This window comes from Mesorhizobium sp. M0293, from assembly GCF_040321735.1.
GTDB lineage: Bacteria > Pseudomonadota > Alphaproteobacteria > Rhizobiales > Rhizobiaceae > Mesorhizobium.
In genome coordinates, this window is sequence record NZ_JAMYSA010000001.1 from 99,363 (window position 1) to 124,421 (window position 25,059).

General features: G+C 62.9%; 25 protein-coding genes and 2 tRNA genes. 19 read left to right on the forward strand and 8 right to left on the reverse strand.

The window, feature by feature from the left end:
- Window positions 1-20: 20 nt before the first annotated feature.
- Together NKJ06_RS00505 and NKJ06_RS00510 are read right to left on the reverse strand one after the other, a co-directional pair.
- Window positions 21-1,163, reverse strand: a complete 1,143-nt coding sequence (locus tag NKJ06_RS00505; RefSeq protein WP_352627107.1) for a flavin-containing monooxygenase — start codon at window positions 1,161-1,163, stop codon at window positions 21-23.
- A gap of 76 nt (window positions 1,164-1,239) precedes the next feature.
- Window positions 1,240-1,719 (reverse strand): Lrp/AsnC family transcriptional regulator, encoded by a 480-nt coding sequence (locus tag NKJ06_RS00510; RefSeq protein ID WP_352627109.1) that lies wholly within the window; start codon window positions 1,717-1,719, stop codon window positions 1,240-1,242.
- A gap of 104 nt (window positions 1,720-1,823) precedes the next feature.
- Here NKJ06_RS00510 and NKJ06_RS00515 point away from each other — a divergent pair, with 104 nt between their 5' ends.
- The 8 genes from NKJ06_RS00515 to NKJ06_RS00550 all read left to right on the forward strand — a co-directional run bounded on the left by NKJ06_RS00515 (window position 1,824) and on the right by NKJ06_RS00550 (window position 10,169).
- Entirely contained in the window at window positions 1,824-3,032 is a 1,209-nt protein-coding gene (locus tag NKJ06_RS00515; RefSeq protein WP_352627110.1) for a diaminopropionate ammonia-lyase, read from the forward strand.
- Window positions 3,029-4,243, forward strand: a complete 1,215-nt coding sequence (locus tag NKJ06_RS00520) for a Zn-dependent hydrolase (RefSeq protein ID WP_352808514.1) — start codon at window positions 3,029-3,031, stop codon at window positions 4,241-4,243. Before NKJ06_RS00515 ends, NKJ06_RS00520 begins: the two co-directional genes overlap by 4 nt.
- Before the next feature lie 18 nt (window positions 4,244-4,261).
- The gene (locus tag NKJ06_RS00525; protein WP_352627113.1) at window positions 4,262-5,434 is read left to right on the forward strand and encodes a M20 aminoacylase family protein; all 1,173 of its coding nucleotides are present in this window, start codon (window positions 4,262-4,264) and stop codon (window positions 5,432-5,434) included.
- Window positions 5,435-5,868: 434 nt separating this feature from the next.
- A complete protein-coding gene (locus NKJ06_RS00530) occupies window positions 5,869-6,042 on the forward strand; it encodes a hypothetical protein (RefSeq protein WP_352627115.1) in 174 nt (57 codons plus the stop codon).
- Window positions 6,043-6,125: 83 nt separating this feature from the next.
- Entirely contained in the window at window positions 6,126-8,219 is a 2,094-nt protein-coding gene (locus tag NKJ06_RS00535; protein WP_352627117.1) for an ATP-dependent helicase, read from the forward strand.
- 11 nt (window positions 8,220-8,230) lie between these two features.
- The gene (gene dapB / locus NKJ06_RS00540; RefSeq protein ID WP_352627118.1) at window positions 8,231-9,055 is read left to right on the forward strand and encodes a 4-hydroxy-tetrahydrodipicolinate reductase; all 825 of its coding nucleotides are present in this window, start codon (window positions 8,231-8,233) and stop codon (window positions 9,053-9,055) included.
- 394 nt (window positions 9,056-9,449) lie between these two features.
- Complete coding sequence (locus tag NKJ06_RS00545; RefSeq protein ID WP_352627119.1) at window positions 9,450-9,707, forward strand: DUF680 domain-containing protein; 258 nt, start codon at window positions 9,450-9,452, stop codon at window positions 9,705-9,707.
- Between the two features lie 237 nt (window positions 9,708-9,944).
- Window positions 9,945-10,169: a DUF680 domain-containing protein gene (locus NKJ06_RS00550; RefSeq protein WP_352627120.1), complete on the forward strand. Its 225-nt coding sequence runs from the start codon at window positions 9,945-9,947 to the stop codon at window positions 10,167-10,169.
- A gap of 47 nt (window positions 10,170-10,216) precedes the next feature.
- Here the strand turns inward: NKJ06_RS00550 and NKJ06_RS00555 are convergent, their stop codons facing one another.
- The 3 genes from NKJ06_RS00555 to purM are packed head-to-tail and all read right to left on the reverse strand — an operon-like array spanning window position 10,217 to window position 12,576.
- Entirely contained in the window at window positions 10,217-10,726 is a 510-nt protein-coding gene (locus NKJ06_RS00555; protein WP_352627122.1) for a SixA phosphatase family protein, read from the reverse strand.
- A gap of 15 nt (window positions 10,727-10,741) precedes the next feature.
- Window positions 10,742-11,455: a phosphoribosylglycinamide formyltransferase gene (gene purN / locus NKJ06_RS00560; RefSeq protein WP_352627124.1), complete on the reverse strand. Its 714-nt coding sequence runs from the start codon at window positions 11,453-11,455 to the stop codon at window positions 10,742-10,744.
- Window positions 11,452-12,576 (reverse strand): phosphoribosylformylglycinamidine cyclo-ligase, encoded by a 1,125-nt coding sequence (gene purM / locus NKJ06_RS00565; RefSeq protein WP_352627126.1) that lies wholly within the window; start codon window positions 12,574-12,576, stop codon window positions 11,452-11,454. Before purM ends, purN begins: the two co-directional genes overlap by 4 nt.
- A gap of 268 nt (window positions 12,577-12,844) precedes the next feature.
- Here purM and NKJ06_RS00570 point away from each other — a divergent pair, with 268 nt between their 5' ends.
- The 4 genes from NKJ06_RS00570 to hdaA all read left to right on the forward strand — a co-directional run bounded on the left by NKJ06_RS00570 (window position 12,845) and on the right by hdaA (window position 16,501).
- Window positions 12,845-13,834, forward strand: a complete 990-nt coding sequence (locus tag NKJ06_RS00570) for a methyltransferase (RefSeq protein WP_352627128.1) — start codon at window positions 12,845-12,847, stop codon at window positions 13,832-13,834.
- Window positions 13,835-14,057: 223 nt separating this feature from the next.
- Window positions 14,058-14,615, forward strand: a complete 558-nt coding sequence (locus NKJ06_RS00575; protein WP_352627129.1) for a CDP-alcohol phosphatidyltransferase family protein — start codon at window positions 14,058-14,060, stop codon at window positions 14,613-14,615.
- The gene (locus tag NKJ06_RS00580) at window positions 14,587-15,795 is read left to right on the forward strand and encodes an AI-2E family transporter (RefSeq protein WP_352627130.1); all 1,209 of its coding nucleotides are present in this window, start codon (window positions 14,587-14,589) and stop codon (window positions 15,793-15,795) included. The genes NKJ06_RS00575 and NKJ06_RS00580 overlap by 29 nt, the downstream gene beginning before the upstream one ends.
- A 1-nt stretch (window position 15,796) precedes the next feature.
- Entirely contained in the window at window positions 15,797-16,501 is a 705-nt protein-coding gene (gene hdaA / locus NKJ06_RS00585; RefSeq protein WP_352627131.1) for a DnaA regulatory inactivator HdaA, read from the forward strand.
- A 79-nt stretch (window positions 16,502-16,580) separates the two neighbouring features.
- Here hdaA and NKJ06_RS00590 read toward each other — a convergent pair whose 3' ends face one another.
- Both NKJ06_RS00590 and NKJ06_RS00595 read right to left on the reverse strand, forming a co-directional pair.
- Window positions 16,581-17,306 (reverse strand): glycosyltransferase family 25 protein, encoded by a 726-nt coding sequence (locus NKJ06_RS00590; RefSeq protein ID WP_352627132.1) that lies wholly within the window; start codon window positions 17,304-17,306, stop codon window positions 16,581-16,583.
- 428 nt (window positions 17,307-17,734) lie between these two features.
- Window positions 17,735-17,811: transfer RNA gene (locus NKJ06_RS00595), tRNA-Pro, on the reverse strand.
- Window positions 17,812-17,935: 124 nt separating this feature from the next.
- Between NKJ06_RS00595 and NKJ06_RS00600 the strand changes: the two genes are divergently transcribed.
- From NKJ06_RS00600 to NKJ06_RS00615, 4 genes are all read left to right on the forward strand, one after another.
- On the forward strand, window positions 17,936-18,241 hold the full coding sequence (locus tag NKJ06_RS00600; protein WP_352627134.1) for an ETC complex I subunit: 306 nt from the start codon (window positions 17,936-17,938) through the stop codon (window positions 18,239-18,241).
- 50 nt (window positions 18,242-18,291) lie between these two features.
- Window positions 18,292-18,368: transfer RNA gene (locus NKJ06_RS00605), tRNA-Arg, on the forward strand.
- A gap of 192 nt (window positions 18,369-18,560) precedes the next feature.
- The gene (locus NKJ06_RS00610) at window positions 18,561-19,370 is read left to right on the forward strand and encodes a nucleotidyltransferase family protein (protein WP_352627320.1); all 810 of its coding nucleotides are present in this window, start codon (window positions 18,561-18,563) and stop codon (window positions 19,368-19,370) included.
- Window positions 19,363-20,112 carry a metallophosphoesterase family protein gene (locus tag NKJ06_RS00615; RefSeq protein WP_352627135.1) on the forward strand — a complete coding sequence of 250 codons (750 nt, stop codon included), beginning with the start codon at window positions 19,363-19,365 and terminating at the stop codon, window positions 20,110-20,112. The genes NKJ06_RS00610 and NKJ06_RS00615 overlap by 8 nt, the downstream gene beginning before the upstream one ends.
- Window positions 20,113-20,156: 44 nt before the next feature.
- On the opposite strand, the gene NKJ06_RS00620 is transcribed toward NKJ06_RS00615, so the two are convergent.
- On the reverse strand, window positions 20,157-20,339 hold the full coding sequence (locus NKJ06_RS00620) for a hypothetical protein (RefSeq protein ID WP_352627136.1): 183 nt from the start codon (window positions 20,337-20,339) through the stop codon (window positions 20,157-20,159).
- A 515-nt stretch (window positions 20,340-20,854) separates the two neighbouring features.
- Between NKJ06_RS00620 and NKJ06_RS00630 the strand changes: the two genes are divergently transcribed.
- The 3 genes from NKJ06_RS00630 to NKJ06_RS00640 are packed head-to-tail and all read left to right on the forward strand — an operon-like array spanning window position 20,855 to window position 24,979.
- A complete protein-coding gene (locus NKJ06_RS00630) occupies window positions 20,855-22,216 on the forward strand; it encodes a c-type cytochrome (protein ID WP_502905577.1) in 1,362 nt (453 codons plus the stop codon).
- A 13-nt stretch (window positions 22,217-22,229) separates the two neighbouring features.
- Window positions 22,230-22,730: a (2Fe-2S)-binding protein gene (locus tag NKJ06_RS00635; RefSeq protein ID WP_352627140.1), complete on the forward strand. Its 501-nt coding sequence runs from the start codon at window positions 22,230-22,232 to the stop codon at window positions 22,728-22,730.
- Entirely contained in the window at window positions 22,727-24,979 is a 2,253-nt protein-coding gene (locus NKJ06_RS00640; RefSeq protein WP_352808522.1) for a xanthine dehydrogenase family protein molybdopterin-binding subunit, read from the forward strand. The genes NKJ06_RS00635 and NKJ06_RS00640 overlap by 4 nt, the downstream gene beginning before the upstream one ends.
- The last annotated feature ends 80 nt before the right edge of the window (window positions 24,980-25,059 follow it).

Consider the following 25,059-nt stretch of genomic DNA (forward strand, 5'->3'; position numbering starts at 1 on the left):
TCAGCTCCCCTCGCGCCCAATCATACCGGCAGGATTTCAGCCGTCTTCTTTCGGTCTCGTCGCAGGCGGATGTCGTCGGCGATCTGCTCTGCCTCGATCGAGATTTCGCGCAGCAATCCGGTGACCGGATTGTGAAAGCCGATGAGATAAAGGCCGAGATCCGAAGCCCTCGCATTGACGCCGCTGCGGCCCGGCTGGACGCCGGGCTCCAGCAGCTTGGTATAGCCCGGCCGGAAGCCGGTGGCGAAGATGATCGCGTCGAACTCGCCATGCTTGCCGTCGACAAAACGGGCGCCTTGTTCAGTGATCTCGGCAATGTCGGGTGCGACCTTGATCGCGCCTTCGCGGATCTTGCGGATGGTGCCGACATCGATCGTCGGAATGCGCGACGAGAGCGCGATCTGCTGCAGCATTCCTTGCTGTGGCCGCCTGAGCCCGTATGTCTCCAGCCTGCCCAATGCCAGATCGAGGATGATGGGGAACAAGGCATCGTTGATGCGTTGCGGCATCAGGCGCGCCGCCATGCCGATCATCTGGATGGGCACGCCGAGCAACTCGCGCGGCACGATATGAACGCCGCCGCGCACCGAAATCGTCGGTCGCGCACCGCCTTCCACAAGATCGAGTGCAATCTCGGCGCCGGTATTGCCCATGCCGACGATCAGCACCGACTGGCCGGCAAAAGGCATGGCGTTGCGATAGTCAGCGCTATGCAGGCTTTTGCCCCTAAAGGCATCGGCGCCGGCAAATCCGGGCATCAGCGGCTCTGCGTTGTTACCCGACGCGATCACGACGTTTGAAGCGTGCAAGGGGCCTGTTGTCGTGTCCACGAGCCAGCTTCTGCCTTGCCGGGTGATCGCCCGCACCGCTTCTCCAAATCGGGGCCGCAGATCGAAACGTTGCGCATAGGCATCGAGATATGCGGTGAAGAGATCGCGCGGTACATAGCGCGGATAGTCCTTCGGAAAGGGCACGAAGGGCAGCGAAGAATAGCGTTTGGTCGTGTGCAGGTGGACGCGCTCATAGTGGCGTCGCCAGGCGGGCGCGGATTGCTGCTCTTTTTCGAGGAGGACGAAGTCCTGCCCGGCCTGTCGCAGGCACGCGGCAATAGCCAGGCCCGCCGGCCCGGCACCGATGATCGCAACTGGGGTGGTGTCGTCCAAGCGCGCCTCCGCCAACAAATTCGCTTCCGGAGAATGGCAAAAGCGTGGCAGCCGGAGCCTGCCACGCCAGCAATTTTCAGCCGGGCAAGGGCACCGTCAGCCCGACCTTAACCCGGTCCATGGCAACGAAAGTGCGGAACTTCCGGACATTGTTGCTGTCGAAGAACAGTTTTCGCGTCAGCGCCTCATAGGCGCCCATGTCGGCCACCGTGATGACCAGGATGAAATCGGCCTCGCCGGTGACGTAGTAGCATTGCTGGATTTCAGGGGTCGCCGAGAATTGCTGCTTGGCCGCGTCGATCAGTTCGGCGCGTTCGCTCTCGAGTTCCACCTCGACGAAGATGGTGATGGGCTGGCCGACCGCCGCCGGCTCGATGACCGCGACATTGCCGGCAATGACGCCGGTTTGCTCCATACGCTTGATGCGGCGCTGCACCGCCGGCGCCGAGAGGTTGACCGCTTCGCCGATCAGCCGCTGCGGCGTCGTGTTGTCGCGTTGCAGGATGGCAAGGATGGCGAGATCGAAACTGTCGAGCGAGGGTGGCGATACAGGCAATGGAGATATCCCGGCGAAACAAATTTGCATTTAGAAGGCCGTATTACAGCGCTCCTTGCGCCAATCCTGCAATATATTCTCATTGAACGCCAAGGAGGCCGCCAGTGTTCCTGCTCAACGGCAATGCTTTGCATCACCTGCCACTCGATCCGGTCGATGCCGAAACCCTCGGCGTTGCCGGCGCCAATACTGTCGAGCGTTTTCTTGCCCATCGCGACAATCACCTGGTGACGCCGCTGCATGCGCTGCCGGCGCTCGCCGCCGAACTCGGGCTGGGCGCCATCCATATCAAGGACGAGGGCTTTCGCCTCGGCCTCGGCAGCTTCAAGGCGCTGGGCGGCGCCTATGCCGTCTTCCGCCTGGTGCTGGAGGAGGCAAGCACCAGGCTTGGCCGGCCCGTCGATGTGGCCGATCTCGATCGGCCGGATGTGCGGGCCATCGCCGCGACGATAACATTTGCCTGTGCGACCGACGGCAATCATGGCCGCTCGGTCGCGCAAGGCGCGCAACTCGTCGGTGCGCGAGCGGCTATCTTCGTCCACGCCGGCGTCAGCGAGGAGCGCATCGCGGCAATCGCCCGCTATGGCGCCGAGATGATCCGCGTCGACGGCAATTATGACGACTCGGTCAGGCAAGCAGCCCAGGTTTCGGCCGAGAAGGGCTGGACCGTGGTCTCCGACACCTCTTGGCCGGGCTACGAGCACATTCCAGGCCTCGTCATGCAGGGCTATACGGCGATCGTGCGCGAGGCGCTACGCCAGCTCCCTCGGGCGCCAACTCATGTCTTCGTGCAAGCCGGTGTCGGTGGCATTGCCGCAGCGCTGGCCGGCCATCTCGCCATCGTGCTTGGTGATGCCAGGCCGACCCTCATCGTGGTCGAGCCGGCGCGTGCCGCCTGTGTTTTTGCGGCCGCCCAGGTCGGGCGCCCGGTCAAGATCGCGCACGGCCGGCCGACGGTGATGGCCATGCTTGAATGCTACGAGGCCTCGCCGGTCGCCTGGCGGGTGCTGGCACGCGTCGCCGACGCTTTCATGACGGTCGGTGAAGACGACGCCATCGCGGTGATGCGGCGGCTGGCGCGGCCGAGCGCTGGCGATCCGGTGATCGTTGCTGGCGAAAGCGGCGGCGTCGGCCTTGCCGGACTGATCCGGGCGGTGGCCGACAACCATGCTGATCTTGGGCTTGACGGCAAATCGCGGGTGCTGGTGATCAACACCGAAGGCGCCACCGACCCGCATCGCTATGCCGAGCTGGTCGGCATGAGCCCGGCCGATGTGCTGGCCGGCAAGATGACAGCCGAGGCAACGTCATGATCGCAATCGATGCACAGCGTCTGCTTGGCCATATCCACGAACTCGGTGCCGTCGGCCGCGACAGTGAGGGCAGGCTGATCCGGCTGGCCGCCTCCGACACCGACAAGCAGGGCCGCGACCTCTTTGTCGGCTGGCTGCGGCAGGCCGGGCTCGATATCGCTGTCGACCGGGTCGGCAACATTTTCGGTATCTGGCAAAGCCTGGAAAATGCCGGGCAGGCGCCGCTGCTCATCGGCTCGCATATCGATGCCGGCATTTATGACGGCTGCTACGGCGTGCTTGCCGGACTGGAGGTGATCGAGACGCTCAAGGCATCAGTCTTTTCGCCGTCGCGCCCGATCGCGGTCGCCGCTTTCACCAATGAGGAGGGCGTGCGCTACACCCCCGACATGATGGGTTCGCTGGTCCATGCCGGCGGCATCGATGCCGAAACGGTGCTGGCGGCCGTCGGCACCGACGGCAGAGTGCTTGGGCAGGAACTCGCCCGCATCGGCTACGCCGGCGACCGGGAACCCGGCTTCCTCAAGCCGCACGCCTATCTCGAACTGCATATCGAGCAGGGGCCGGTGCTGGAGCGGGAAGGCGTGCCGATCGGTGCGGTGGAGAATCTGCAAGGCATCTCCTGGCAACGCGTCACCATCGACGGCGTCGCCAATCATGCCGGCACCACGCCGATGTCGATGCGCAGCGATGCCGGCCACGCCGCCGTCCGTGTCATCACCTTCCTGCTCGATCGGGTCCAAGCCTCGAATGCGCCGACGGTGGCTACCGTCGGTACGATCCGCTTCGAACCGAATGCCATCAATGTCATTCCCTCGCGCGCCGTCTTCACCATCGATCTGCGCGACCCCGACGAACAGCGCCTGCAGGCGGAGGAGGCGGCACTTGCGGCCTATCTCGAGCAGCTTGCCCTCACCGAGAAGGTGACGGTCTCGGTGGAGCAACTGGCCCGCTTCGAGCCGGTGATCTTTGATATCAGCATCGTCGAGCGGATCGAGACCGCCGCGAAAGACCGCGGCCTTGGCGTCAAGCGGATGACGTCCGGCGCCGGTCACGACTCACAGATGATGGCGCGCATCGCCCCGGCAGCGATGATCTTCGTGCCGAGCGCCGGTGGCATCAGCCATAGTCCGCACGAGCACACCGGAGATGCAGAGCTTGTTGCCGGCGCCAACATCCTGCTTGATGTGGCCGCGCAACTGGCAAAGTAGCTCAGGGAAGGCAGAAGAATGTCTGAACTCGATCGTGACGCGCTGAAGCAGGAGATGATTTCCTGGCGGCGTGACCTGCATGCGCATCCGGAGTTCGGCTTCGAGGAGAAGCGTACCGCAGCCTTCGTCGCCGCCAAACTGCGTGAGTTCGGCCTCGACGATGTCACCGAAGGCGTCGGCGGCACCGGCGTCGTCGGCACGCTGAAGCGCGGCAGCGGCAACCGGGCGATTGCGCTGAGGGCCGACATGGATGCGCTACGCATCACCGAGCAGTCGGACGCGCCCTACCGTTCCGGCAATCCCGGCTTCATGCATGCCTGCGGCCATGATGGCCACACCACCATGCTGCTCAGCGCGGCAAAGCTGCTGGCCAGCGAGGGCGGTTTCGACGGCACCGTGCGCTTCGTCTTCCAGCCGGCCGAGGAATGGGGCAAGGGCGCACTCGCCATGCTCGACGATGGCCTGATGCAGCGCTTTCCCTTTGACGAGATCTTTGGCCTGCACAACATGCCCGGCCTGCCCATCGGGTATTTCGAGACCCGAGCCGGTCCCATCATGTCGGCCGAGGATATCTTCGAGATCGTGCTGAAAGGGCTTGGTGGCCACGCCGCGCGACCGCATGCGGGAAACGAAACGCTGGTCGCCGCCTGCGCGCTGGTCACCAATCTGCAGACCATCATCTCACGCCGGCTGAGCCCGGCCGACATAGCGGTGGTTTCGGTGACCGAGCTGATCACCGACGGCACCCGCAACGCTCTACCCGGCCTTGCCCGCATTCTCGGTGATGCGCGCAGCTTCCGCCCCGAGGTCAGCGCCGAGATCGAGCGGCAGATGCGCATCGTCGCCGAGGGCACCGCCGCCGCCTACAACGTCACCGCCGAGGTTGAGTACAGCCGCGAGTTCGTGCCGCTGCGCAATGATGCTGAACTGGTCGATGCCGCGTTCGCGGCCGCAAGAGACGTCTTCGAGCCCGGCAATATCGCTGTCGCCCGCGAGCCGATGACCGCCTCCGAGGATTTCGCCCGCTTTCTCGACCATGTGCCGGGCTGCTTCGTTTTCCTCGGCAATGGCGAGGCTTCCGCGCCGCTGCACAATTCCAGCTACGACTTTAACGATGACGGGCTGTTGTTCGGCACGAATTTCCACGTCGCCGTGGTCAGGCAAAGGCTCGGTGGCGAAGCCGGGAGATGATCGCGGGTTGCCGCGCTCGCCGCTGGCCCAAACACCATGGGTATTGCCAGCCAGCTCGCGGTTTTAAACTCCTCAAGGAATTGCAGGGATGATGGTCAAGACACGCTTGGCCGGCGATAGACCGCTTGTGCGGGTCGGTACGCTTTTAACGTAAACAATCGACCGATGACGCAAGGGAAAGACTCAGCTAACCTCTTTGGTGCGGCGGACCTAATTATCCGCTTGGCCGGCGCTTCATTCTTCCTCCCAAGCGGCGCCGGCCTTCTTCTCCCAAACGCCCTCTTTGCTGACGCGTCTCAAGGAATGCATCACCGAACGTGCGCGTTGGCGGAAGCTGTCGCCGCCCCTCGATTTTCTTACCGCGCCTGAACATCGGCAAAGGGAACCAAATGCCGTCTCCTCGGTTGGTCCTGCTCCAATGGAGTGTTGCAGCCATGTTCCGTCTGCTTGTCGCCGGCGCTTTGGTCTATGTCGCCTATCGTATCGCCAGGAAGATGGTCGAAGACGTGCCCGATACAGTCGACCCGCTGCTGTTGCCGCCGTCGAAATATGATCGCGAGACCTTGCGTCGGCAATCAGCCGCCATGAGTGTCGATCCGCAACGCTAGGCGCGATCCGTTTCCTCGGTCCGGGGGGCCGATCTGCTTCGCATCGACGTTGCGAACAAAGCAGAAACGATGCTTGATGGGCGATGAACCTCGCCGCCGCTGATTCGACCTTTCGGGAACCGACCATCCAGCCTGCCTATCTCGCGCGGCTGAACGACGCCCAACGCCAGGCCGTTGAGCATGGCGACGGCAAGATCGCCGGTCCGTTGCTGGTCATTGCCGGCGCCGGTTCGGGCAAGACCAACACGTTGGCGCATCGCGTCGCTCATCTTATCGTCAAGGGGGCCGACCCGCGCCGCATCCTGCTGATGACGTTCTCGCGCCGCGCGGCATCCGAAATGGCCAAGCGTGTCGAGCGCATCGCCGGCGAAGTGCTCGGCCGTGATGCAGCTGTCATCACCGACGCACTGACCTGGGCCGGCACCTTTCACGGCATTGGAGCGCGGCTGCTGCGCGACTATGCGCTGGAGATTGGCCTCGACCCGGCCTTCACCATCCATGATCGCGAGGACTCCGCCGACCTGATGAACCTGGTGCGGCATGAGCTCGGCTTCTCGAAAACGGAAGCGCGTTTCCCCACCAAGGGCACCTGCCTTGCCATCTATTCGCGCGCCGTCAATGCGCAGGCGCCGCTTAACGAGGTATTGGGATCTGCCTTTCCCTGGTGTGTCGGCTGGGCGGAGCAGCTGAAACTTCTGTTCGCTGGTTATGTGGAGGCCAAGCAGGCGCAGAACGTGCTCGATTACGACGATTTGCTGCTCTACTGGGCGCAGATGACGGCCGAACCTGAAATAGCGGCCCATCTGGGAGGACGTTTCGACCATGTGCTGGTCGATGAATACCAGGACACCAACCGCTTGCAGTCCTCGATCCTGCTGGCGCTGAAACCCGACGGCGCCGGGCTAACTGTCGTCGGTGACGATGCACAGTCGATCTATTCGTTCCGCGCCGCCGAGGTGCGCAACATCCTCGACTTCCCCAACCAGTTCGCGCAGGCCGCCGATGTGGTGATGCTGGAGCGCAATTACCGCTCGACCGAAACCATTCTCGCCGCCGCCAATGCCGTGATCGGCGAGGCCTCGGAACGCTTCACCAAAAACCTGTGGTCGGAGCGCAAGTCGACCGACAGACCGAGGCTGGTGACCGTGCGCGACGAGGTCGAGCAGGCTAATTTCGTCTGCGATACGATCCTGGCCGAGCGAGAAGCCGGGACAGTGCTGAAATCCCAGGCGGTGCTATTTCGCGCCTCTCACCACAGCGGGCCGCTGGAGATCGAGCTGACGCGGCGCAACATCCCCTTCGTGAAATTCGGCGGCCTGAAATTCCTCGATGCCGCTCACGTCAAGGACGTGCTGGCGGTGCTGCGCTTTGCCGAAAACCCGCGCGACCGCGTTGCAGGTTTCCGCGTGCTGCAATTGATGCCGGGTATCGGCCCTTCGGCCGCCGCGCAGATCGTCGAGACCATGACGACGGCGCTCGATGAAGCGATGGGCCTGGCCGGCTGGCGCCCACCGCAACGCGCGGCCGATGACTGGCCGGGCTTCGTCTCGCTCTATTCCGGCCTGCGGGCGGGCTCCAAATGGCCGGCCGACCTCGAACAGATCAGGCTGTGGTATGAGCCACATCTGGAACGCATCCACGAGGATGCGACGACGCGCCGGGCCGACCTGTTGCAGCTCGAGCAGATCGGGTCGGGCTATGCGTCGCGTGAACGCTTCCTGACCGAACTGACGCTCGACCCGCCGGACGCGACCAGCGACCAGGCCGGCCCGCCGCATCGCGACGAGGACTATCTGATCCTGTCGACCATCCATTCGGCCAAGGGCCAGGAATGGAAGAACGTCTTCGTGCTCAACACGGTCGATGGCTGCATCCCGGCCGATCTCGGCGTCGGCACCAAGGAAGATATCGACGAGGAGCGCCGGTTGCTTTACGTGGCGATGACGCGGGCCAAGGACAATCTCAACCTCGTCATGCCGCAGCGCTTCTTTCCGCACGGCCAGGCGGCGCGCGGCGACCGCCATCTCTATGCCTCGCGCACGCGCTTCATCCCGGCTTCGATCCTTGCGGCATTCCAACAGGTATCATGGCCGAGCGCGCAGGCGGCACAGGGCAGGGCGGCCCGGCCTGAGGTGCGCGTCGACATCGGCGCGCGCATGCGCGGCATGTGGAAATAGTCTCTGGCGCCATGCCCCAACCACCGACCAGGATAGCCCTCGCGGGCGCGCTGGGCCGCATGGGCCGTCAGATGGCGGATGCCGTGCAGGCCGATGCGCGGCTGGCGCTCACCGCCCGCTTTCACCGGCCGGGGATCGTCGGCGAAGGTCTGGTGAGCCGCGACGAGGCGCTTGCCATGGCCGAAATCGTGATCGATTTCACCACGCCGGCTGCGTCGGCCGAGCTGGCCAGGATTTGCGCCGAGCGCGGCGGGCCGGCCCTGGTCATTGGCTCGACAGGATTCAGCACCGCTGAGTTGGCGACCATCGTCGCTGCCGCGAAAACCATTGCAATCGTGCGCTCCGGCAGCTTTTCGCTCGGGCTCAACATGCTGGTCGGATTGGTCGAGCGGGCGGCGAAGGCGCTCGATCCCGACGACTGGGATGTCGAGATTGTCGAGGCGCATCATCGCCACAAGATCGATGCGCCATCGGGGACGGCGCTGATGCTGGGGCAAGCCGCAGCCGGCGGGCGCGGCATCGACCTGGAGACGGTCGCAAGGCGGGTCCGCGACGGCGTCACCGGCCCGCGTCCAGCCGGCGAGATCGGCTTTGCGGTGATGCGTGGCGGCAGCATCATCGGCGAACATAGCGCCATCTTCTGCGCCGAGGGCGAGACCGTGACCCTGTCGCATTCGGCCGGCGACCGCATCATGTTCGCCCGCGGCGCCATCGCCGCCGCACTCTGGGTGGCGGGACGCCCGCCCGGCGAATATGACATGCGCGACGTGCTGGGACTGAGCGACCCGTTGGGTGTGCCACGACAGGGTGGCGTATCACCGCATGACCGCCGATAGGGCCGGTTTGTCGTCCCGGTTGGTTGTTCGGATCCGTACCTCGCCCGCGTCGGCATCGCAAAAAAGAACTCCGGAGCGGCCAAATAGGTTCAAATCGAACCGATCGGTTCGTTTTCTGTTGACGGACCGTGCAGCGTAGAGTGAACGACCGGCTCGGTGCACGGTCGCGCCCACGGTGATGACGTATGTTAACAACTTGATTTTGAGCGTAAAATTATGACTGCCAAGGCTATTTGTCGAATTTCAAGGGCCGAAATCTCACAATCCGTGGAACATCTTCGTGATTGGAATCCGCGGCAGGGCAAACCCATCTCGGGGTGGTCCGAGCGACGCGAAATTCCTCCCAAGGGCACGCACTAGACGGACAGAACAGAGAACCGTTGGAGTAAATAAAATGACCAAGATCGCACTCACCGCCGCCGCCATTCTCGTTGCCACGGGCACCGCTTTCGCCGGCAGCGACAATTACGGCTCCTACAATGCCAACCAGCCGGTTCCCAATCAGTCGACTTCGAGCCAGTCGATTTCGGGCCAGTCGACTTTCAACATCGACACCTCGCACACCGGCTCGATCCTGAAGCTCTCGAAAGCACAGGGCGACGCCAACGCCAAGGTGCCGGCTGAATCTGGCCGGGGCATCTGGGGCCGTTAATCCAGGCAAGTCTTGACTACAAAGAGCGGTGGGCTTGGCCCGCCGCTCTTGTTTTTTGTGCTTCGGGGACTCGCAGCCCGCGGCGCCGGCTTGAGCAGCGATCTTCGCAGTCGGCAAAAACATTCCGCGTCCCAAAACATTCCACATCCGGGAATAAAACCGGACTGCCCAGGGTCTTGTTCTTAGCGGGACCGTCCTCCCAAGGCGCCGCCTAACGCAAGAACCAGGAGACTTGAAATGAACAGAATTGCTTTCATTGCCGCCGTCATCCTCGTTGCCACGGGCAGCGCCTTTGCCGGCAGCGATCACTACGGATCCGGCACTGCCAACCAGCCTGCTGTCAGCGTCGATCATGCCGTCACCGGCTCGGTCAGGACCATGGATATGGCCAAGCACAAGGCGACCGATGCCAAGATGAGGACCAACTGGCCCGAATCCGGTCAGGGCATCTGGGGCAACTGATGGCTCGAGCGGGTGCGCGGCAGGCTGCCCGCTACCTGTCTTGCACTCTAGCCCAGATCCTTCGGCCGCAGAAAATGTGTCAGCCGGGCGCTGGACAGGGCCGACCAGTCGCCCTCGAAAACGAAGCGCACGAGGGCTGCTGTCGGGAATTTTTCAGCGAGCTTCTTGCGCGCCTTGGCCTCCGACCTTGGCCCGGCAAGCTGGTTGGCCAGATCTTCCAGACCCGGATTGTGCCCCACCACAAGCACGCTGCCGTCCGACGGATCGACCTGACGAATCTGGCTTAGAATATCCGCCGCCGAAGCATCGTAGAGCGCCTTGGCGAATGCGACCTTGGGATGCGCAGGCAGTTCCGCCGCCACCAGCCGCCACGTGTCGCGGGTGCGCAGTGCCGGCGACACCAGCGCCAGGTCCGGCAGCCAGTCGCGCGCTACAAGCTCGCGCCCCATCGATTGTGCCGCCTTCAATCCACGGTCGGCGAGCGGACGGTCGAAATCATCGAGTGCCGGATCGTCCCCACTCGATTTGGCGTGGCGAAGCAGGAGAAGCTGTTTCATCACCACGCCCTCGACTCACGGCGTGATGCGCGCCAGATGCTCGAGGTCGGCTTCCTCGCGCAGCGGGTCGGGCGCCATCACCACCGAAGTGCTGTTGTCGGCATCGTCGGCAAAGTGGGCTAGCACGGTACGGCCGGCCTCCATGCGTGCCTTGCCCTCGGCGACCAGCCCCAGCGCCAGCGGATAGAGCCGGTGCTCGGTCTTCAGCACGCGGGCAGCCAATGTATCCGCATTGTCGCCGACCATCACCGGCACGGCCGCCTGGGCGATGATCGGGCCGTCATCCATCTCGGAGGTAACGAAATGCACCGTGCAGCCATGGATGCGCATGCCGGCGGCGAGTGCGCGCGCATGGGTGTCGAGCCCCTTGAAAGCAGGCAGCAGGGCAGGGTGGATGTTGATCATGCGGCCCTGCCATTTCTGGACGAAGCCGGGGGTGAGGATGCGCATGTAGCCGGCCAGCGCCACGATATCGGCATTGAATGCCGTGAGCGCTGCGTCGATGGCGGCGTCATGCGCCTGCTTGCTGCCATGGTCGGCACGCGAGATGACTTGCGTGGCGATACCGCGCGCCTTGGCGATGCCGAGGCCGGCGGCGTCGGCCTTGTCGGAAATGACGCCGACGATCTCGGCCGGGAAGGCCGGGTCGCTGGCCGCCGCGATCAGCGCGGTCATGTTGGAGCCGCGCCCCGAGATCAGGACAACGGTGCGTTTCCTCTGCGCGCTCATAGGCCGATCGAGCCCCGATAGATGACGCCGGCATCTCGGCGCGGCACGATGCGGCCGATCGGCGTCACCGTCTCGCCGGCCTCCTGCAGCACGGCGGCGACCTGCGCCGCCTGGCCGGACGCGACCGCCAAAATCATGCCGATGCCGCAATTGAAGGTGCGCATCATCTCTTCCGGCGCCACACCGCCGGTCTTGGCCAGCCACGAGAACACTGGAGGGACGTCGATCGCCTCGAGATCGAGTTCGGCCGAAAAATCCTTGGGCAGCACGCGCGGAATGTTCTCGGGGAAGCCGCCGCCGGTGATGTGGGCCAGCGCCTTGATGCCATGCGTGTTGCGGATAGCCTTGAGGATCGACTTGACGTAGATGCGGGTCGGCTCAAGCAGCGCCTCTGCAAGCGTGGCCTCATCGTTGAATGGCGCCGGGTCGCCCCACGCCAGGCCGCTGACGGCGACGATGCGGCGCACCAGAGAATATCCGTTCGAATGCAGGCCCGAGGAGGCCAGGCCCAACAGCACGTCGCCTTCGACGATGTCGTCGGTCGGCAAAAGCTGGCCGCGTTCTGCCGCGCCCACCGCAAAGCCGGCAAGGTCGTAGTCGTTGCCATGGTACATGCCGGGCATCTCGGCTGTCTCGCCGCCGATCAGCGCGCAGCCGGCCTGGCGGCAGCCCTCGGCAATGCCGCCGACGATCGCGGCGCCCTGATCGGGATCGAGCTTGCCGGTGGCGAAATAGTCGAGGAAGAATAGGGGTTCGGCACCTTGCACGACGATGTCGTTGACGCACATGGCGACGAGGTCGATACCGATCGTGTCGTGCTTGCCGGCATCGATGGCGATCTTGAGCTTGGTGCCGACGCCGTCATTGGCCGCCACCAGCACCGGATCGGTGAAGCCGGCGGCCTTGAGGTCGAACAGGCCGCCGAAACCGCCGATCTCGCCATCGGCGCCCGGCCGGCGCGTCGCGCGCACCAACGGCTTGATCTTCTCGACCATGAGATTGCCCGCGTCGATATCGACACCGGCCTCGGCATAGGTGAGCCCGTTTCTGCGCTTGCTCGTTTCGGGCTTGCTCGTTTTGGGCTGGCCCGTTTTGGCCTGGCTTGTGTCGCGCTTGCTCATCGCAATTTTCCTGCTCGTTTGCGGGCTCTTCGCATGAACGGCTGCGCCTCGCAAGGATGACGACAGAATGGTTGGCTTTTGCCCCCGATAAAAGCGAAGCGATGGCGCCCCTTGTGCAAAATCTCCTCCGCCCTCGTTTCTCATCGGAGGCAAACCTCTCTCATCGGAGGCAAACCTCGCGTCTCCATTTCGCCTCCCCCCTTTGCATCCTTGTATGTAGTTGTTGTTGGTGCTCTGTTGCCATGCATCAGGCATTGGGGGACAAGCCATGCTCAATCCTTCGCAACAGGTCATGAGACTAGGCTTCGGATTCGCCGTGTCACAGGCGCTGCGCGTCATTATCGAACTCGGCATCCCCGATCTCCTGGCTGCCAACGAGCGGTCGGTAGATGAACTGGCGGCTGCCACTCAATCGGATGCTGACTCGCTTTATCGTGTAATGCGACTTCTCGCGCCTGAAGGGGTGTTTAGGGAAGTGCTGCCCCGTCATTTCGAGTTGACGGAGGTTGGTGCGGTGCTGCGCTCCGATCAGCCGGGTCCCCGTGACTTCGTTCGTATGATCAACAGCGAGGCCTATCTTGCCTTCGAGCAGCTCCTGCATTCTGTTCGCACCGGAAAGCCGGCCTTCGACAAGGTTTTCGGGAGCCCAAGGTTTGACTGGCTGTCGGAACATCCGGAGCAGGCTGCCTTGTTTCAGCGTGCCATGGTCGCCTTGAGCCAAGGCAGTAACGAGGCCATTGCCGAAGCCTATGATTTCAAGCCGTTCACGCGGATCGTCGACGTTGGCGGTGGACATGGCCAGCTTCTCTCGGCGATCCTGGCGCGCAACCCTCACCTGGACGGCGTGCTTTTCGATCTGCCTTCGGGCGTCGCGGCAGCGCGCCAGGGTGCCGGAGGCGACCTGCCGCGCACCGAATTTGTCGCCGGTAATTTCTTTGAAAGTGTTCCCACCGGTGACGTCTATGTCATCAAGAAGGTCGTTCACGATTGGGATGATGGGCGTGCCGCGGAGATCCTGCGAAATTGCCGCAAGGCAATGCTGCCGAACGGGAAGGTGCTTGTGGCCGAGACGCTCGTGCCGCCAGGTGACGAACCGAACCAGATCAAGGGTATCGACGTGGTCATGCTCGCCGTCACTGGCGGCCTGGAGAGAACGCGGACCCAATATGCAAGCTTGTTCGACGCCGCCGGGCTACGCCTTGAACACGTGATTCAGACCCGAGGACCCATTTCCATCCTCGAGGCGTCTGCGGTCTGACCAAGGAAGGTGTCGCCGCGAGCCCAGGTCGCTGTACTTCGCTGTCCAGCGACCGCACATTTTCCGTGAAGGTTAGGGACATCGTATATACGCGAGACTGTCGAGATGGCCGGCAGGGCAAAAGGGGTGGTTCACTCACAGACCTTTGCCACGTCCGGCGCTTCTCCCTTGCGATCCTCCTCCGTCTCCATCATGTATTAGAAGCAAACCCGGCAGGCACGCTTTGACCATCCCCAATCTGATCACCATCCTGCGCCTTGTTCTGGTGCCGGCGGTGGTGCTGGCAATGCTGCAGGCGCGCTGGGACTGGGCCTTCGCCGGTTTTCTCATTGCCGGCATTTCCGACGGCGTCGACGGCTTCATTGCCCGCCGTTTCAACCAGCAGTCCACGCTCGGCGCCTATCTCGACCCGATCGCCGACAAGCTGCTGCTGGTTTCGGTCTTCGTCGTCATGGGCTTCATCGGGCAATTGCCGCTCTGGCTCGTCGTCACCATGGTGTCGCGCGACGCGTTGATCGTCTGCGCCGTTGTGTTGTCCACCGTCATGGCCCATCCGGTCGAGATGAAACCGCTTTTTGTGTCGAAGGCCAACACCGCCATCCAGATCGTGCTGGCCTCGGTTGTGCTGGGCGAACTCGCCCTTGTCGTGCACCTCGACCCGCTGAGGCTAGTCCTCATATTGCTATCCGGGGTCTTGACCGTGGCTTCGGCCGCGGCCTATCTCGTGGCTTGGCTGAGGCATATGAGCGGCTATGGCGAAGGCTCCAAACCGGGCACCTGACCAAGAATCCATCGAAGCGGCCGCCGAGGCCGCGGCGGCAGGCGAAACTGCGTCTCTGGCATTTCACCGCCAGATCCGCTTCTGGCTGATCAGCGCCGTCCTGCTGGCGCTGTTCCTCTACGTCTTCTCAGGCATCCTTTTACCGTTCGTCGCCGGCATGGTGCTGGCCTATTTCCTCGATCCGGTCGCCGACCGGCTGCAGCGGCTCGGCCTGTCCCGCTTCATGGCGACGGTGGTCATCCTCATCACCTTCCTCATCGTGCTGGTGCTGGCCTTCGTCATCCTCATTCCGGTGCTGGCGACGCAGATGGCCGATTTCGCCAGCAAATTGCCGGAATACCTGACCCGGCTGCAGAGCCTGATCACGTCTTTCGATCCGAAATGGCTGGAACAGAGATTCGGCGTCAACGCCAATGGCTTGCGTGACGGGCTGAATTCGCTGCTGACCTCCGGCTTCGGCCTGCTCACCACGGTCTTCACCTCGATCTGGAGTTCCGGCGTGGCGCTGGTCTCGGTGGTCAGCCTGTTCGTGGTGACGCCGGTGGTCGCCTTCTACATGCTGCTCGACTGGGACCGCATGGTGGCGGTCATCGACGGCTGGGTGCCGCGCGACAACGTCGCGACGGTGCGCGCCATCGCCAAGGACATCAACACCGCCACCGCCGGCTTCGTACGCGGCCAGGGCACGCTGTGCCTGGTGCTGGGCGCCATGTACGCCACCGGACTGACGCTGACCGGCTTGAATTTCGCCATCCTCATCGGCCTGTTCGCCGGGCTGATTTCGTTCATTCCCTATGTCGGTTCGCTCACCGGGTTGGTGCTGGCCGTCGGCGTTGCCATCGTCCAGTTCTGGCCGGACTGGACGATGATCGTCGCCGTCGCGGTGGTATTCTTCATCGGCCAGTTCATCGAGGGCAACATCCTGCAGCCGCGGCTGGTCGGCAAAAGCGTCGGCCTGCACCCGGTATGGCTGATGTTTTCGCTGTTTGCCTTCGGCGCGCTGTTCGGCTTCGTCGGCTTGTTGATCGCGGTGCCGGCTTCCGCCGCCGTTGCAGTGCTGGTGCGGTTTGCCATCGCCCGCTATCTCGAATCGCCGCTTTACAAAGGTCACGGCGCTGCGTCTGTGCCGCAGCTTCCGGCCGATCGCGGCGGCGGCCACCGCACGCAACCGCGTCGCTGAAGTGACTGCCCAACCAACCGACCCGCCGCGTCAGTTGCCGCTCGATCTCGGCCATGGCACCGGCTATTCGCGCGACGACCTCGTCGTCTCCGGCACCAACAGCCAGGCGGTGGCGCTGGTCGACCGCTGGCCGGACTGGCCCTCGCCGGTGGTAGTGCTGGCCGGTCCCGCGGGTTCGGGCAAGACGCACCTGGCCTCGATATGGCGCGCGCGCGCCAACGCGGTGGCGGTTGACGCCAGGCGCATTGGCGACAGCATCGCCAATCTCGGCGCCAGCCCGGCACTGATCGACGATGTCGATACCGGAGCGGTTGATGAACAGGGCCTGTTCCATCTGATCAATGCGGTGCGTGGTGCCGGATCCACATTGCTCCTGACGGCGCGCCGCTTTCCGTCGGCCTGGGGTGTCAGGCTGCCTGACCTTTCCTCGCGGCTGAAGGCGGCGGCGACAGTCGAGATACATGAGCCCGACGATCTCTTGCTCGCCGGCGTAATCACCAAGCTGTTCGCCGACCGCCAGATCGAGGTCGAGCCGCATGTCGTGCAGTATCTGGTGCGCCGCATCGAGCGCTCGCTGGCGACAGCGATGCGCGTGGTGGAAAGGCTGGACCGCACCGCACTCGAGCGCAAGACGCCAATCACGCGCACGCTCGCCGCTGAAACCGTCAGCGCCATGGATGCGGGACAGGGAGAGTTCGAGATTTAGTATTGGGCGAGGACGGCGAACTTCTGGCGGTCCAGATCGGTACCATATGCGATGATGATGATACCGTTGCGGAGTAGAGTTAGATGTGCCCAAATATCCGGCGACGAACCTTTTTCCAATTCCACTCAAGTCGCTTGTACCACAAGGGGCGCCACTTGTTTTGACCGGGTATGGAGGTCGGGAAGGCTCCGTTGTGGGTTCCCTGTTCAACGATAGGCCTTTCAAACCAAAGGACTTCTACGCCCAGTAGCGGATCGATCCTGTCCAACTGGTGGCCTATCGTTGTTGTCACCTTGTTTTTGGAAAACCAATCACAACGCGCTTCCGCGGTCGGTCTCGTGATGAGATATGAGTCCGTCGCACGACTATGGGGGGCGGGATACAGCTTCTGCCGCTTCGATATTCTCCAGATTGGCAAGTAGTAGTTACCTGCATTGCCGAGATATATCGCTACTTTCCTATTGGGGTTTCCAAGTTCGGCAATTCCTTGCTTCAGCTTGTCGACAAAATCCGGAGTAAGAAAAACGTCGTCTTCCAGAACGAGACAATATGGCAATCCGGAGGTCAAAAATTCCTGCCATACACCAATATGTTTCAAACTGCATGATATTTGCGGTGCGGAAAGCGTCGCTTCAGAAAACTCTTCTCGAATTTTTTCTTGGATATCCGAAACATCGTAATCCAAGAACCAGTTGACGGGAACGCCCCGGCTTCCAAGCTCTTTCAAAATGTGCCGCTCTCGGTCCTCGTATCCCGTCTTTACATGGCATACCCGGACAAAGACATCGTTCGGAAAGGTTTTCATGGAGGCGTTTTACGCATTCAGATTGGTAAATCAAGCGCCTCTGATGGCAACAGTATTGGTTGTTTCTGCCAAATGCCGACCGGGCTGGTGCGGAGGCGTGCGACGAGGTCACTCTGCTCTTGCGGTCCAGCGGTGTACGGTAGGTTCCCCATCGGGCAGTAGCCTTGGCCAAAAGCGCGCCAGCTGTATCGCGGCATTGCCCACCGAACCGCCGATCACCGATGCTGCCAGAAACTTGCCGGCAGCGAAGCCGCTGTGTTCATCAGGGCGAGAGACGACCATGCGGAATGAGCATTCGCTCGGCTCGCCTGCCAATCGCATTCGCCAACGAAGCGAAGAGGATCAAGGGCACGACGGATCGGTTGACCGTGGTGGTTACGGCTCTCGTCGCGGGCACAGATGCCTGGATCTCGTGGAAAATGAGAGGATGGTCGGAGTGGAGAGATTCGAACTCCCGACCCTCTGGTCCCAAACCAGATGCGCTACCAGGCTGCGCTACACTCCGAACGGTCTGTTGCCTATTCATTTCAGTGGAGCATGGCAAGTGCAAAAACCTTGCCGCCGTGCGCATTGCGCAGTAATGACGGGCAAAGGGTGGCGATGCTGCCTTGCACAAAAACGAGGTGGCCATGTCCGCGCGCATTTTCAGCCCTGCCAAAACCGCGATGCAGTCCGGCAAGGGCAAGACTGGCTACTGGGTGCTCGAATTCGATCCTGAGATGCGCAAGAAGATCGACCCGCTGATGGGCTACACGACGTCGGGAGACATGAGAAGCCAAATCAGGCTCACCTTCGACACGCGGGAAGAGGCGGTGGCCTACGCCGAGAAGCAAGGGCTGGCCTACCGCGTCGAAGAGCCGAAAGAGACCAAACGCCGCCAGATTTCCTATGCGGAGAATTTCCGCTATGACCGCAGGACGCCCTGGACGCATTGAACGGCGGCCAGCGCCTCGCACAAGTATCTGACCGGCCCAGGCCGGCCAGCGGTCCCGTAGCTCAGCTGGATAGAGCACCGGCCTTCTAAGCCGATGGTCACAGGTTCGAATCCTGTCGGGATCGCCAGATTAACTAAATGATATCTAACAGTTTTTTGCCATCGGGATTGTTCTCCCGCGATAGATTGTGCCGGCCCCTGATCCTCGCACCGTGACGAGAATGAAATCCAGCTGGCTGCCTGGCCGGCGGAACCGGGTGCGGTTCACGTTGTTACTCCAGTGGGCGGTCGTTGGCCGTCGGATTCGGAGTCATCGTTTCATGTCCAATGGCCCTTTACCCGAAAACGTTCCGGTTACGCTTCCCACGATCGACGCAAAGGCTGCGCCGACACTCAAGAACGCCGAGGCGGAGGTGTTCTATATGGAGGCGATCCGCGAACTCACCGCCACGGACATTCCTTTTCTTGTCGCCGGAACGTACGCGTTAAGCGCCTATACGGGCGTCACCCGCCAGACCAAGGATCTCGATATCTTCTGCAAGGCGGGCGACTATCCGCGTATCCTCGCCCATTTCAAACAGCTTGGATATGCGGTCGAAATCGAAGACGATCGGTGGCTTGGAAAAGTGTTCAAGGGCACACATTTCTTCGACGTCATATTCGCCTCTGCGAACGGCATGATGCCTGTTGGCGATCTGTGGCTGGAGCAGGCCCGTCAAACCGAGCTGCTGGGCAGTCGGGTGAGGATCATCGGACCGACCGAGCTTGTCTGGTCCAAATGCTTCATCCAGGACAGGGGCCGTCACGACGGAGCCGATATCGCTCATACGATTCTCAAGGCGCATGACCAGATCGACTGGCACAGGCTGCTTTCCTACCTGGAGGTTCACTGGGAGGTGCTGCTGATGCATCTTCTCAATTTCAGATGGATCTATCCGAGCGAGCGCGATCATATTCCGGCTTGGCTGCTCGATGAATTGCTGGACCGCCTCGCCAAGCAACGACAATTGCCGTCTCCCAGAATGAAGATCTGCCGCGGACGCCTGCTTTCGCAAGTCGACTACGAAATCGACGTCAAGGAATGGGGCTTTGCGGGCGTCGGGGGCGCGGGAGAGTCTCGCGATGGCTGATCACATCAAGAGCGCAACGTCGACGGACGGTGCACGCACGCTCAAGATTGCCGCGGTGGGCGACCTGCATGTCAGGGAAGATGCCCAAGCGTCGTATCGCGATCTCTTCGGCGAAATATCGCGCGAAGCCGATGTCCTCGTGCTCGCCGGAGATCTCACCAACCTCGGCAAGCCTCGTGAAGCAGAGCTGCTCGCCGAGGATTTGCGTCACTGCTCGATCCCGGTGGTGGCCGTGCTCGGCAATCACGACTATGAGTCCGATGCGGTGGAAGACGTCACAAACATCCTGCGCCAGGCGGACGTCCGCCTTCTCGACGGGCAGACGATCGAAATCGCGGAAGTCGGTTTTGTCGGCGTGAAAGGGTTCATCGGCGGCTTTGGGGCGCGCATGCTCGGCTCCTTCGGCGAACCGGCGATCAAAGCGATGGTCGCGGAAAACGTGAACGAGGCAATGCGGCTTGAAAATGCGATGCGCCAGGTTCGCACGAAACGCACACTGGTAGTTCTCCACTACGCCCCGATTGCCGAGACCGTTGCGGGAGAGCCCCTGGAGATATTTCCGTTTTTGGGTTCTTCACGTTTGGCGGAAACGATCGATCGTTTCCGGGTCAGCGCCGTCGTGCACGGTCATGCGCATCGCGGCTCCTACCAAGGTCAAACGCCTGGCGGAGCCAATGTCTACAACGTCGCGATGCATGTGGCCAAGCCGACCGGCCGCCCCTATGCCTTGCTCGACATCTGATGCGCGTTGGCATGCAGCCCGACCAGATCCAATCTGCCCCGGGCTCAGTTCGCTGCGTTGATCGACTTTGCCAGCTCTTCCAGCTTCCTGGGATCGTTGCCGTGACGGCGCACCAGTTCGCGGGCTTGGTTTGGCGGCAAATCGGCTGTGGCGGCCAGCTGTCGCACCTGATCGTCGATGGCAACCTGCGGCAAGGTGTTGTCGAAATCTGCTGCCTTGTCCTTCATGACGGTTCTCCTCGATCGCTGTCCAAGACAACGGCTTGAAAATCGCACCGGTTCCGAAAGATCTGCAAAACACGAGCGCCAATGTCTCGCCGCTACCACCAGCCATGCAAGGTCTCGATTGCGCAACGATCACAACGGCGAAGGTTCTGCCAGGAAGAACGGAGATAATCTCGATGTTGCAGCCAAGAGAACCCGACCCAAATCGCGATGTGCCCATGCCGGCTCCGACGTGGAAGCCTGAACCGATCGAGGAGCCCGAACCGGAAAGGCTGTCGGGACGAAACTCCGCTGCCCAATCCCCGACGAGAATGAAGAACCTTCGGTCCACGCCACAGGATCGATATCTGGTTCGCAAGCGAGTGATCGCAGTTGAAGCAATCGGACAATTGACGACAGCCGCATCGCGCCTAACTTTTCCTGCGTGGCGGTGAACACGCGCGCGGGAATAATCAGGTGTCTGCGCTCCTGCCTCTGGACGGTCTGCCAAAGGAGGCTCTGTCTTGAAACGCTTCTGGATGAGCGTTGTTGTCATTGTCGTTGTGTTGGGCGCTGGGTTCTTCGCCTATGCCTGGAAACCGGCGATCGGTCCGGTCGAGCCGCCGCAGCGCTCGTCCTTCGATCAGTCCCTGATCGAGAAGGGCGCGGTGCTGGCCTCGGTCGGCAATTGCACGTCCTGCCACACCAGGCCCGGCGACAAATCCTTTGCCGGCGGCCTTGCCGTGCCGACGCCCTTCGGCACGATCTATTCCACCAACATCACGCCCAACCCCGAGACGGGTATCGGCCGCTGGTCGCAGGCCGCCTTCACCCGTGCCATGCGCGAGGGCGTCGACCGCGCCGGCAACCACCTCTACCCGGCATTTCCCTACGATCATTTCACGTTGGTCTCGGACGAAGACAACAGCGCGCTCTATGCCTATCTGATGACGCGCCAGCCGGTGAACAAGCGCCCGCCCGCCAATGAATTGCCGTTCCCGCTGAATGTGCGGCTGGTGCTGGCCGGCTGGAAGCTGCTGTTCTTCGACAGAGGCGCATACCAAAATATCGCGTCGGAAAGTGCAGAGTGGAACCGCGGCGCCTACCTCGTCAACGGCCTCGGACATTGCGGCGCCTGCCACACGCCGCGCAACGTGCTCGGCGCCGAGAAAAAGGGGTCGCACCTTGCCGGCGGCGAAGCCGAGGGCTGGACGGCTTTCGCCCTCGATGCCAGCTCGCCCGCGCCAGTGCCATGGACGCGTGACAGTCTTTTCGATTATCTCCGGCAAGGGTGGCATACCGACCATGGCGTCGCCAACGGCCCGATGGGCGAGGTGACCGGCAATCTCGGCCGGCTTGCAGATGCCGACATCAGCGCCATGGCCACCTATGTCGCCTCGCAGATGGGCGAGCCTTCGCCGCAGCGCACCGCGAAAGCGCAGGAGATCCGCACGAAACTGTCGGCCGATGCCGGCGCGGTTCCCATTCCGGTGTCGGCATCGGCCGAAACGCCGGCCGGGCGCGGCGCGGTGATCTTCCAGGCGGCCTGCGCGACCTGCCATGACGGCAGCCGCCCGCCGCCGTTCGGCGGTATAGACTTCCATCTTTCGAGCGCGGTCAATGCACCCGGCCCGCAGAACCTCATCAACACCGTGTTGTTCGGCCTGCCGGCGGCGAGCGGACGCCAGAGCGCAGTCATGCCGGGTTTCGCCGCGACGCTGCGCGACGAGCAGGTGACCGATCTGCTCGCCTATCTGCGTGAGGCCTTCGCTGGCCAGCCGGCGTGGCCGGATGCCGCCGACCGGCTGACTGCTACACGAAACGGCAAATACCAGGTCAGCGTGCGCCCGTCCGACGGCATCGAGCGCGGCCCGGACAATGTAGGGGCCCAGGACAAATGAAAGCAGGAGCCAGATGATGAAGCTCAACGTCAACGGCGTCTCGCATGACGTCGAAGCCGACCCTGCGACGCCACTCCTCTATGTGCTGCGCAACGATCTGAAGCTCAACGGCGCCAAGTTCGGCTGCGGACTCGGACAATGCGGCGCCTGCACGGTGATGGTCGACGGCCAGGCGGTCTTCTCATGCCTGACGCCGGCGATGCTGGTGGAAGGCCGCCAGGTCAAGACGGTTGAGGGGCTGGGCACGATCGATGAGCCGGGGCCGATGCAGACCGCTTTCATCGAGGAGCAGGCGGTGCAGTGCGGCTACTGCATCGCCGGCATGATGATGCGGGCACAGGCTCTGCTCGAGGCCAAGCCCGACGCCGGCGACGCCGACATCCGGCAGGCGCTGGAGCCGAATCTTTGCCGTTGCGGCACGCACATGCGCATCCTGCGTGCCGTCGCCCGCGCCCGCGACCTTATGAGGTCGAAATCGGCTTCGATGCCGGCAGCCGCGGGGAGGGCATCATGAACGCCCCAGACTTCCCCGACCTGAGCCGGCGCGGTTTTCTGGCCGGAACAGGAGCGCTGCTCGTCTCCTTCACCGTTCCAGCACTAGCCCAGCAGGCGGCACCTGCGGCACCCGCGCCGGCCCCTGCACCGGCCAAGACGTCGCCGCTACCGGGCAGCCTTGCCGATACGCCGTCGCTGGATGCCTGGATCCGCGTCGATGCCGATGGTTCGATCACCGTCTTCACCGGCAAGGCCGAACTCGGCCAGGGCACCAAGACATCGCTGCGCCAGATCGCGGCCGAAGAACTGGAAGTCGAGCCCGCGGCAATCAGGCTGATCACCGCCGATACCGCACTGACGCCCAATGAAGGCTACACGGCCGGCAGCCAGACGATCCAGAACAGCGGCACTGCGATACGCTATGCGTCGGCGCAGGTGCGCCAGATCCTGGTGGCCAAGGCCAGCGATAAGCTCGGTGTGCCGGTCGATCAGCTCAAGGCGCAAGATGGCAAGATCGTCGGGCCCAACGGCGCCTCGGTTGGCTATGGCGAACTGGTCGCCGCCGATTTCCTGCATGTCGACGCAGCCGCCGACACCAGGCTGAAGGCGCCGGAGACCTATCATGCGAGCGGCAAGCCCTTCGCCCGAGTCGACATTCCAGCCAAGGTGACCGGCGGCGAAGCTTTCGTTCAGGACATGCGGTTGCCCGGCATGGTGCATGCGCGCGTCGTCCGCCCGCCGAGCTATTCGGCAAAGCTGACCGGTTTCGAGGAGGCGGCCGTCAAGGCCATGCCGGGCGTGGTGGCGGTGGTCCATGACGGCGATTTCCTGGCGGTGGTGGCGAAACAGGAGTTCCAGGCGGTGAAGGCCATGCGCGCCATGGCGGCGACGGCAAAATGGCAGGAACAGGCTGCACTGCCGGACCAGGACCAGATCCCGCCCTTCCTCGAAAAATCAGTTGCCGAAATCGGCACGGTGACTTCGGTTGGCGCCGATTCCGCGCCGGGTGCAAAGACGCTGGAGGCGCAGTTTACCCGCGCGTACCAGATGCACGGCTCGATCGGCCCGTCCAGTGCTGTCGCCATGGTCGACAACGGCCTGACGACGGTGTGGACGCACACGCAGGGTGTCTATCCCGACCGCAAGGCGATTGCGGAGATGCTGGGCGTACTGCCCGAAAAGGTGCGCTGCATCCACACCGAGGGTTCCGGCTGCTATGGCCATAATGGCGCCGACGATGCCGCGGCCGATGCCGCGCTGATCGCGCAGGCGCTGCCCGGCACGCCGGTGCGCGTGCAGTGGATGCGCGACCAGGAGCATCTATGGGAACCCTACGGTCCGGCCATGCTGACGAAGGCGAGTGCGACGCTCGACGCGAACGGCAACATCGTCAATTGGCACTATGATCTGTGGAGCAACAACCATGGCACGCGGCCGGGTTCGGCCGGGTCGCTGATCGCCGGCCGGCTGATGGCACGGCATTTTCCGCCCGACACGGCCAAGCTGCAGATTTCTCCGCTCGGCAATGGCGACCGCAATGCCATTCCGCTCTACGATGTGCCGAACCAGCGCGTGAACTGGCATTTCGTCGCCGACATGCCGGTGCGCGTCTCGGCGCTGCGCGGGCTCGGCGCCTATTGCAACGTCTTCGCCATCGAAAGCTTCATGGACGAACTGGCCCTGGCGGCCAATGCCGACCGTGTCGAGTACCGGCTGCGGCACCTGAAGGACCCGCGCGCCAAAAAGGTGATCGAGGTGGCGGCCGAAAAATTCGGCTGGAGCAACGACCCGATGCCGGAAGGCCGGGGCAGGGGCTTTGCCTTCGCGAAGTACAAGAACCACGCCGCCTATCTCGCCATCGCGTTGGAAGCGGACGTGGACCGCGACAGCGGCGCCATCGTCCTCTCGCATGTCGTGTGCGCGGTCGATTGCGGCGAGGCGGTGGCGCCGGATTCGATCGTCAGCCAGACCGAAGGCGGCATATTGCAGTCGCTGAGCTGGACGCTCTACGAGGCCGTCCATTTCAACGACACCCGCATCCTCAGTCCCGACTGGTCGGCCTATCCGATCCTGCGCTTCAGCGCCGTTCCCGACAGCGTCGCGGTGCATGTCGTCGACAATCCAGGCTCACCCTATCTCGGCGTGGCGGAAGCAGCTCAAGGGCCGACCGCCGGCGCGATCGCCAATGCGTTCCGCCACGCAACGGGAAAACGCATCCACGACCTGCCCTACACGCGCGAACGCGTGAAAGCCGTACTCGGCGTCTAGGAGGCCGAAAAGGAGCAAGAAGAGGCACGCAAGATCAGGCCGACTTGTCCAGTTTCCGCAGAGGCAATGACATGATCGCA

What these genes read in the sequence shown, in the direction of transcription:
- NKJ06_RS00520 (WP_352808514.1), top strand. Translation starts at nt 3,029, where the DNA reads ATGATCGCAATCGATGCACAGCGTCTGCTTGGCCATATCCACGAACTC.
- NKJ06_RS00525 (WP_352627113.1), top strand. Translation starts at nt 4,262, where the DNA reads ATGTCTGAACTCGATCGTGACGCGCTGAAGCAGGAGATGATTTCCTGG.
- NKJ06_RS00530 (WP_352627115.1), top strand. Translation starts at nt 5,869, where the DNA reads ATGTTCCGTCTGCTTGTCGCCGGCGCTTTGGTCTATGTCGCCTATCGT.
- NKJ06_RS00535 (WP_352627117.1), top strand. Translation starts at nt 6,126, where the DNA reads ATGAACCTCGCCGCCGCTGATTCGACCTTTCGGGAACCGACCATCCAG.
- dapB (WP_352627118.1), top strand. Translation starts at nt 8,231, where the DNA reads ATGCCCCAACCACCGACCAGGATAGCCCTCGCGGGCGCGCTGGGCCGC.
- NKJ06_RS00545 (WP_352627119.1), top strand. Translation starts at nt 9,450, where the DNA reads ATGACCAAGATCGCACTCACCGCCGCCGCCATTCTCGTTGCCACGGGC.
- NKJ06_RS00550 (WP_352627120.1), top strand. Translation starts at nt 9,945, where the DNA reads ATGAACAGAATTGCTTTCATTGCCGCCGTCATCCTCGTTGCCACGGGC.
- NKJ06_RS00555 (WP_352627122.1), bottom strand. Translation starts at nt 10,726, where the DNA reads ATGAAACAGCTTCTCCTGCTTCGCCACGCCAAATCGAGTGGGGACGAT.
- purN (WP_352627124.1), bottom strand. Translation starts at nt 11,455, where the DNA reads ATGAGCGCGCAGAGGAAACGCACCGTTGTCCTGATCTCGGGGCGCGGC.
- purM (WP_352627126.1), bottom strand. Translation starts at nt 12,576, where the DNA reads ATGAGCAAGCGCGACACAAGCCAGGCCAAAACGGGCCAGCCCAAAACG.
- NKJ06_RS00570 (WP_352627128.1), top strand. Translation starts at nt 12,845, where the DNA reads ATGCTCAATCCTTCGCAACAGGTCATGAGACTAGGCTTCGGATTCGCC.
- NKJ06_RS00580 (WP_352627130.1), top strand. Translation starts at nt 14,587, where the DNA reads ATGGCGAAGGCTCCAAACCGGGCACCTGACCAAGAATCCATCGAAGCG.
- NKJ06_RS00590 (WP_352627132.1), bottom strand. Translation starts at nt 17,306, where the DNA reads ATGAAAACCTTTCCGAACGATGTCTTTGTCCGGGTATGCCATGTAAAG.
- NKJ06_RS00600 (WP_352627134.1), top strand. Translation starts at nt 17,936, where the DNA reads ATGTCCGCGCGCATTTTCAGCCCTGCCAAAACCGCGATGCAGTCCGGC.
- NKJ06_RS00610 (WP_352627320.1), top strand. Translation starts at nt 18,561, where the DNA reads ATGTCCAATGGCCCTTTACCCGAAAACGTTCCGGTTACGCTTCCCACG.
- NKJ06_RS00615 (WP_352627135.1), top strand. Translation starts at nt 19,363, where the DNA reads ATGGCTGATCACATCAAGAGCGCAACGTCGACGGACGGTGCACGCACG.
- NKJ06_RS00620 (WP_352627136.1), bottom strand. Translation starts at nt 20,339, where the DNA reads ATGAAGGACAAGGCAGCAGATTTCGACAACACCTTGCCGCAGGTTGCC.
- NKJ06_RS00630 (WP_502905577.1), top strand. Translation starts at nt 20,855, where the DNA reads ATGAGCGTTGTTGTCATTGTCGTTGTGTTGGGCGCTGGGTTCTTCGCC.
- NKJ06_RS00635 (WP_352627140.1), top strand. Translation starts at nt 22,230, where the DNA reads ATGATGAAGCTCAACGTCAACGGCGTCTCGCATGACGTCGAAGCCGAC.
- NKJ06_RS00640 (WP_352808522.1), top strand. Translation starts at nt 22,727, where the DNA reads ATGAACGCCCCAGACTTCCCCGACCTGAGCCGGCGCGGTTTTCTGGCC.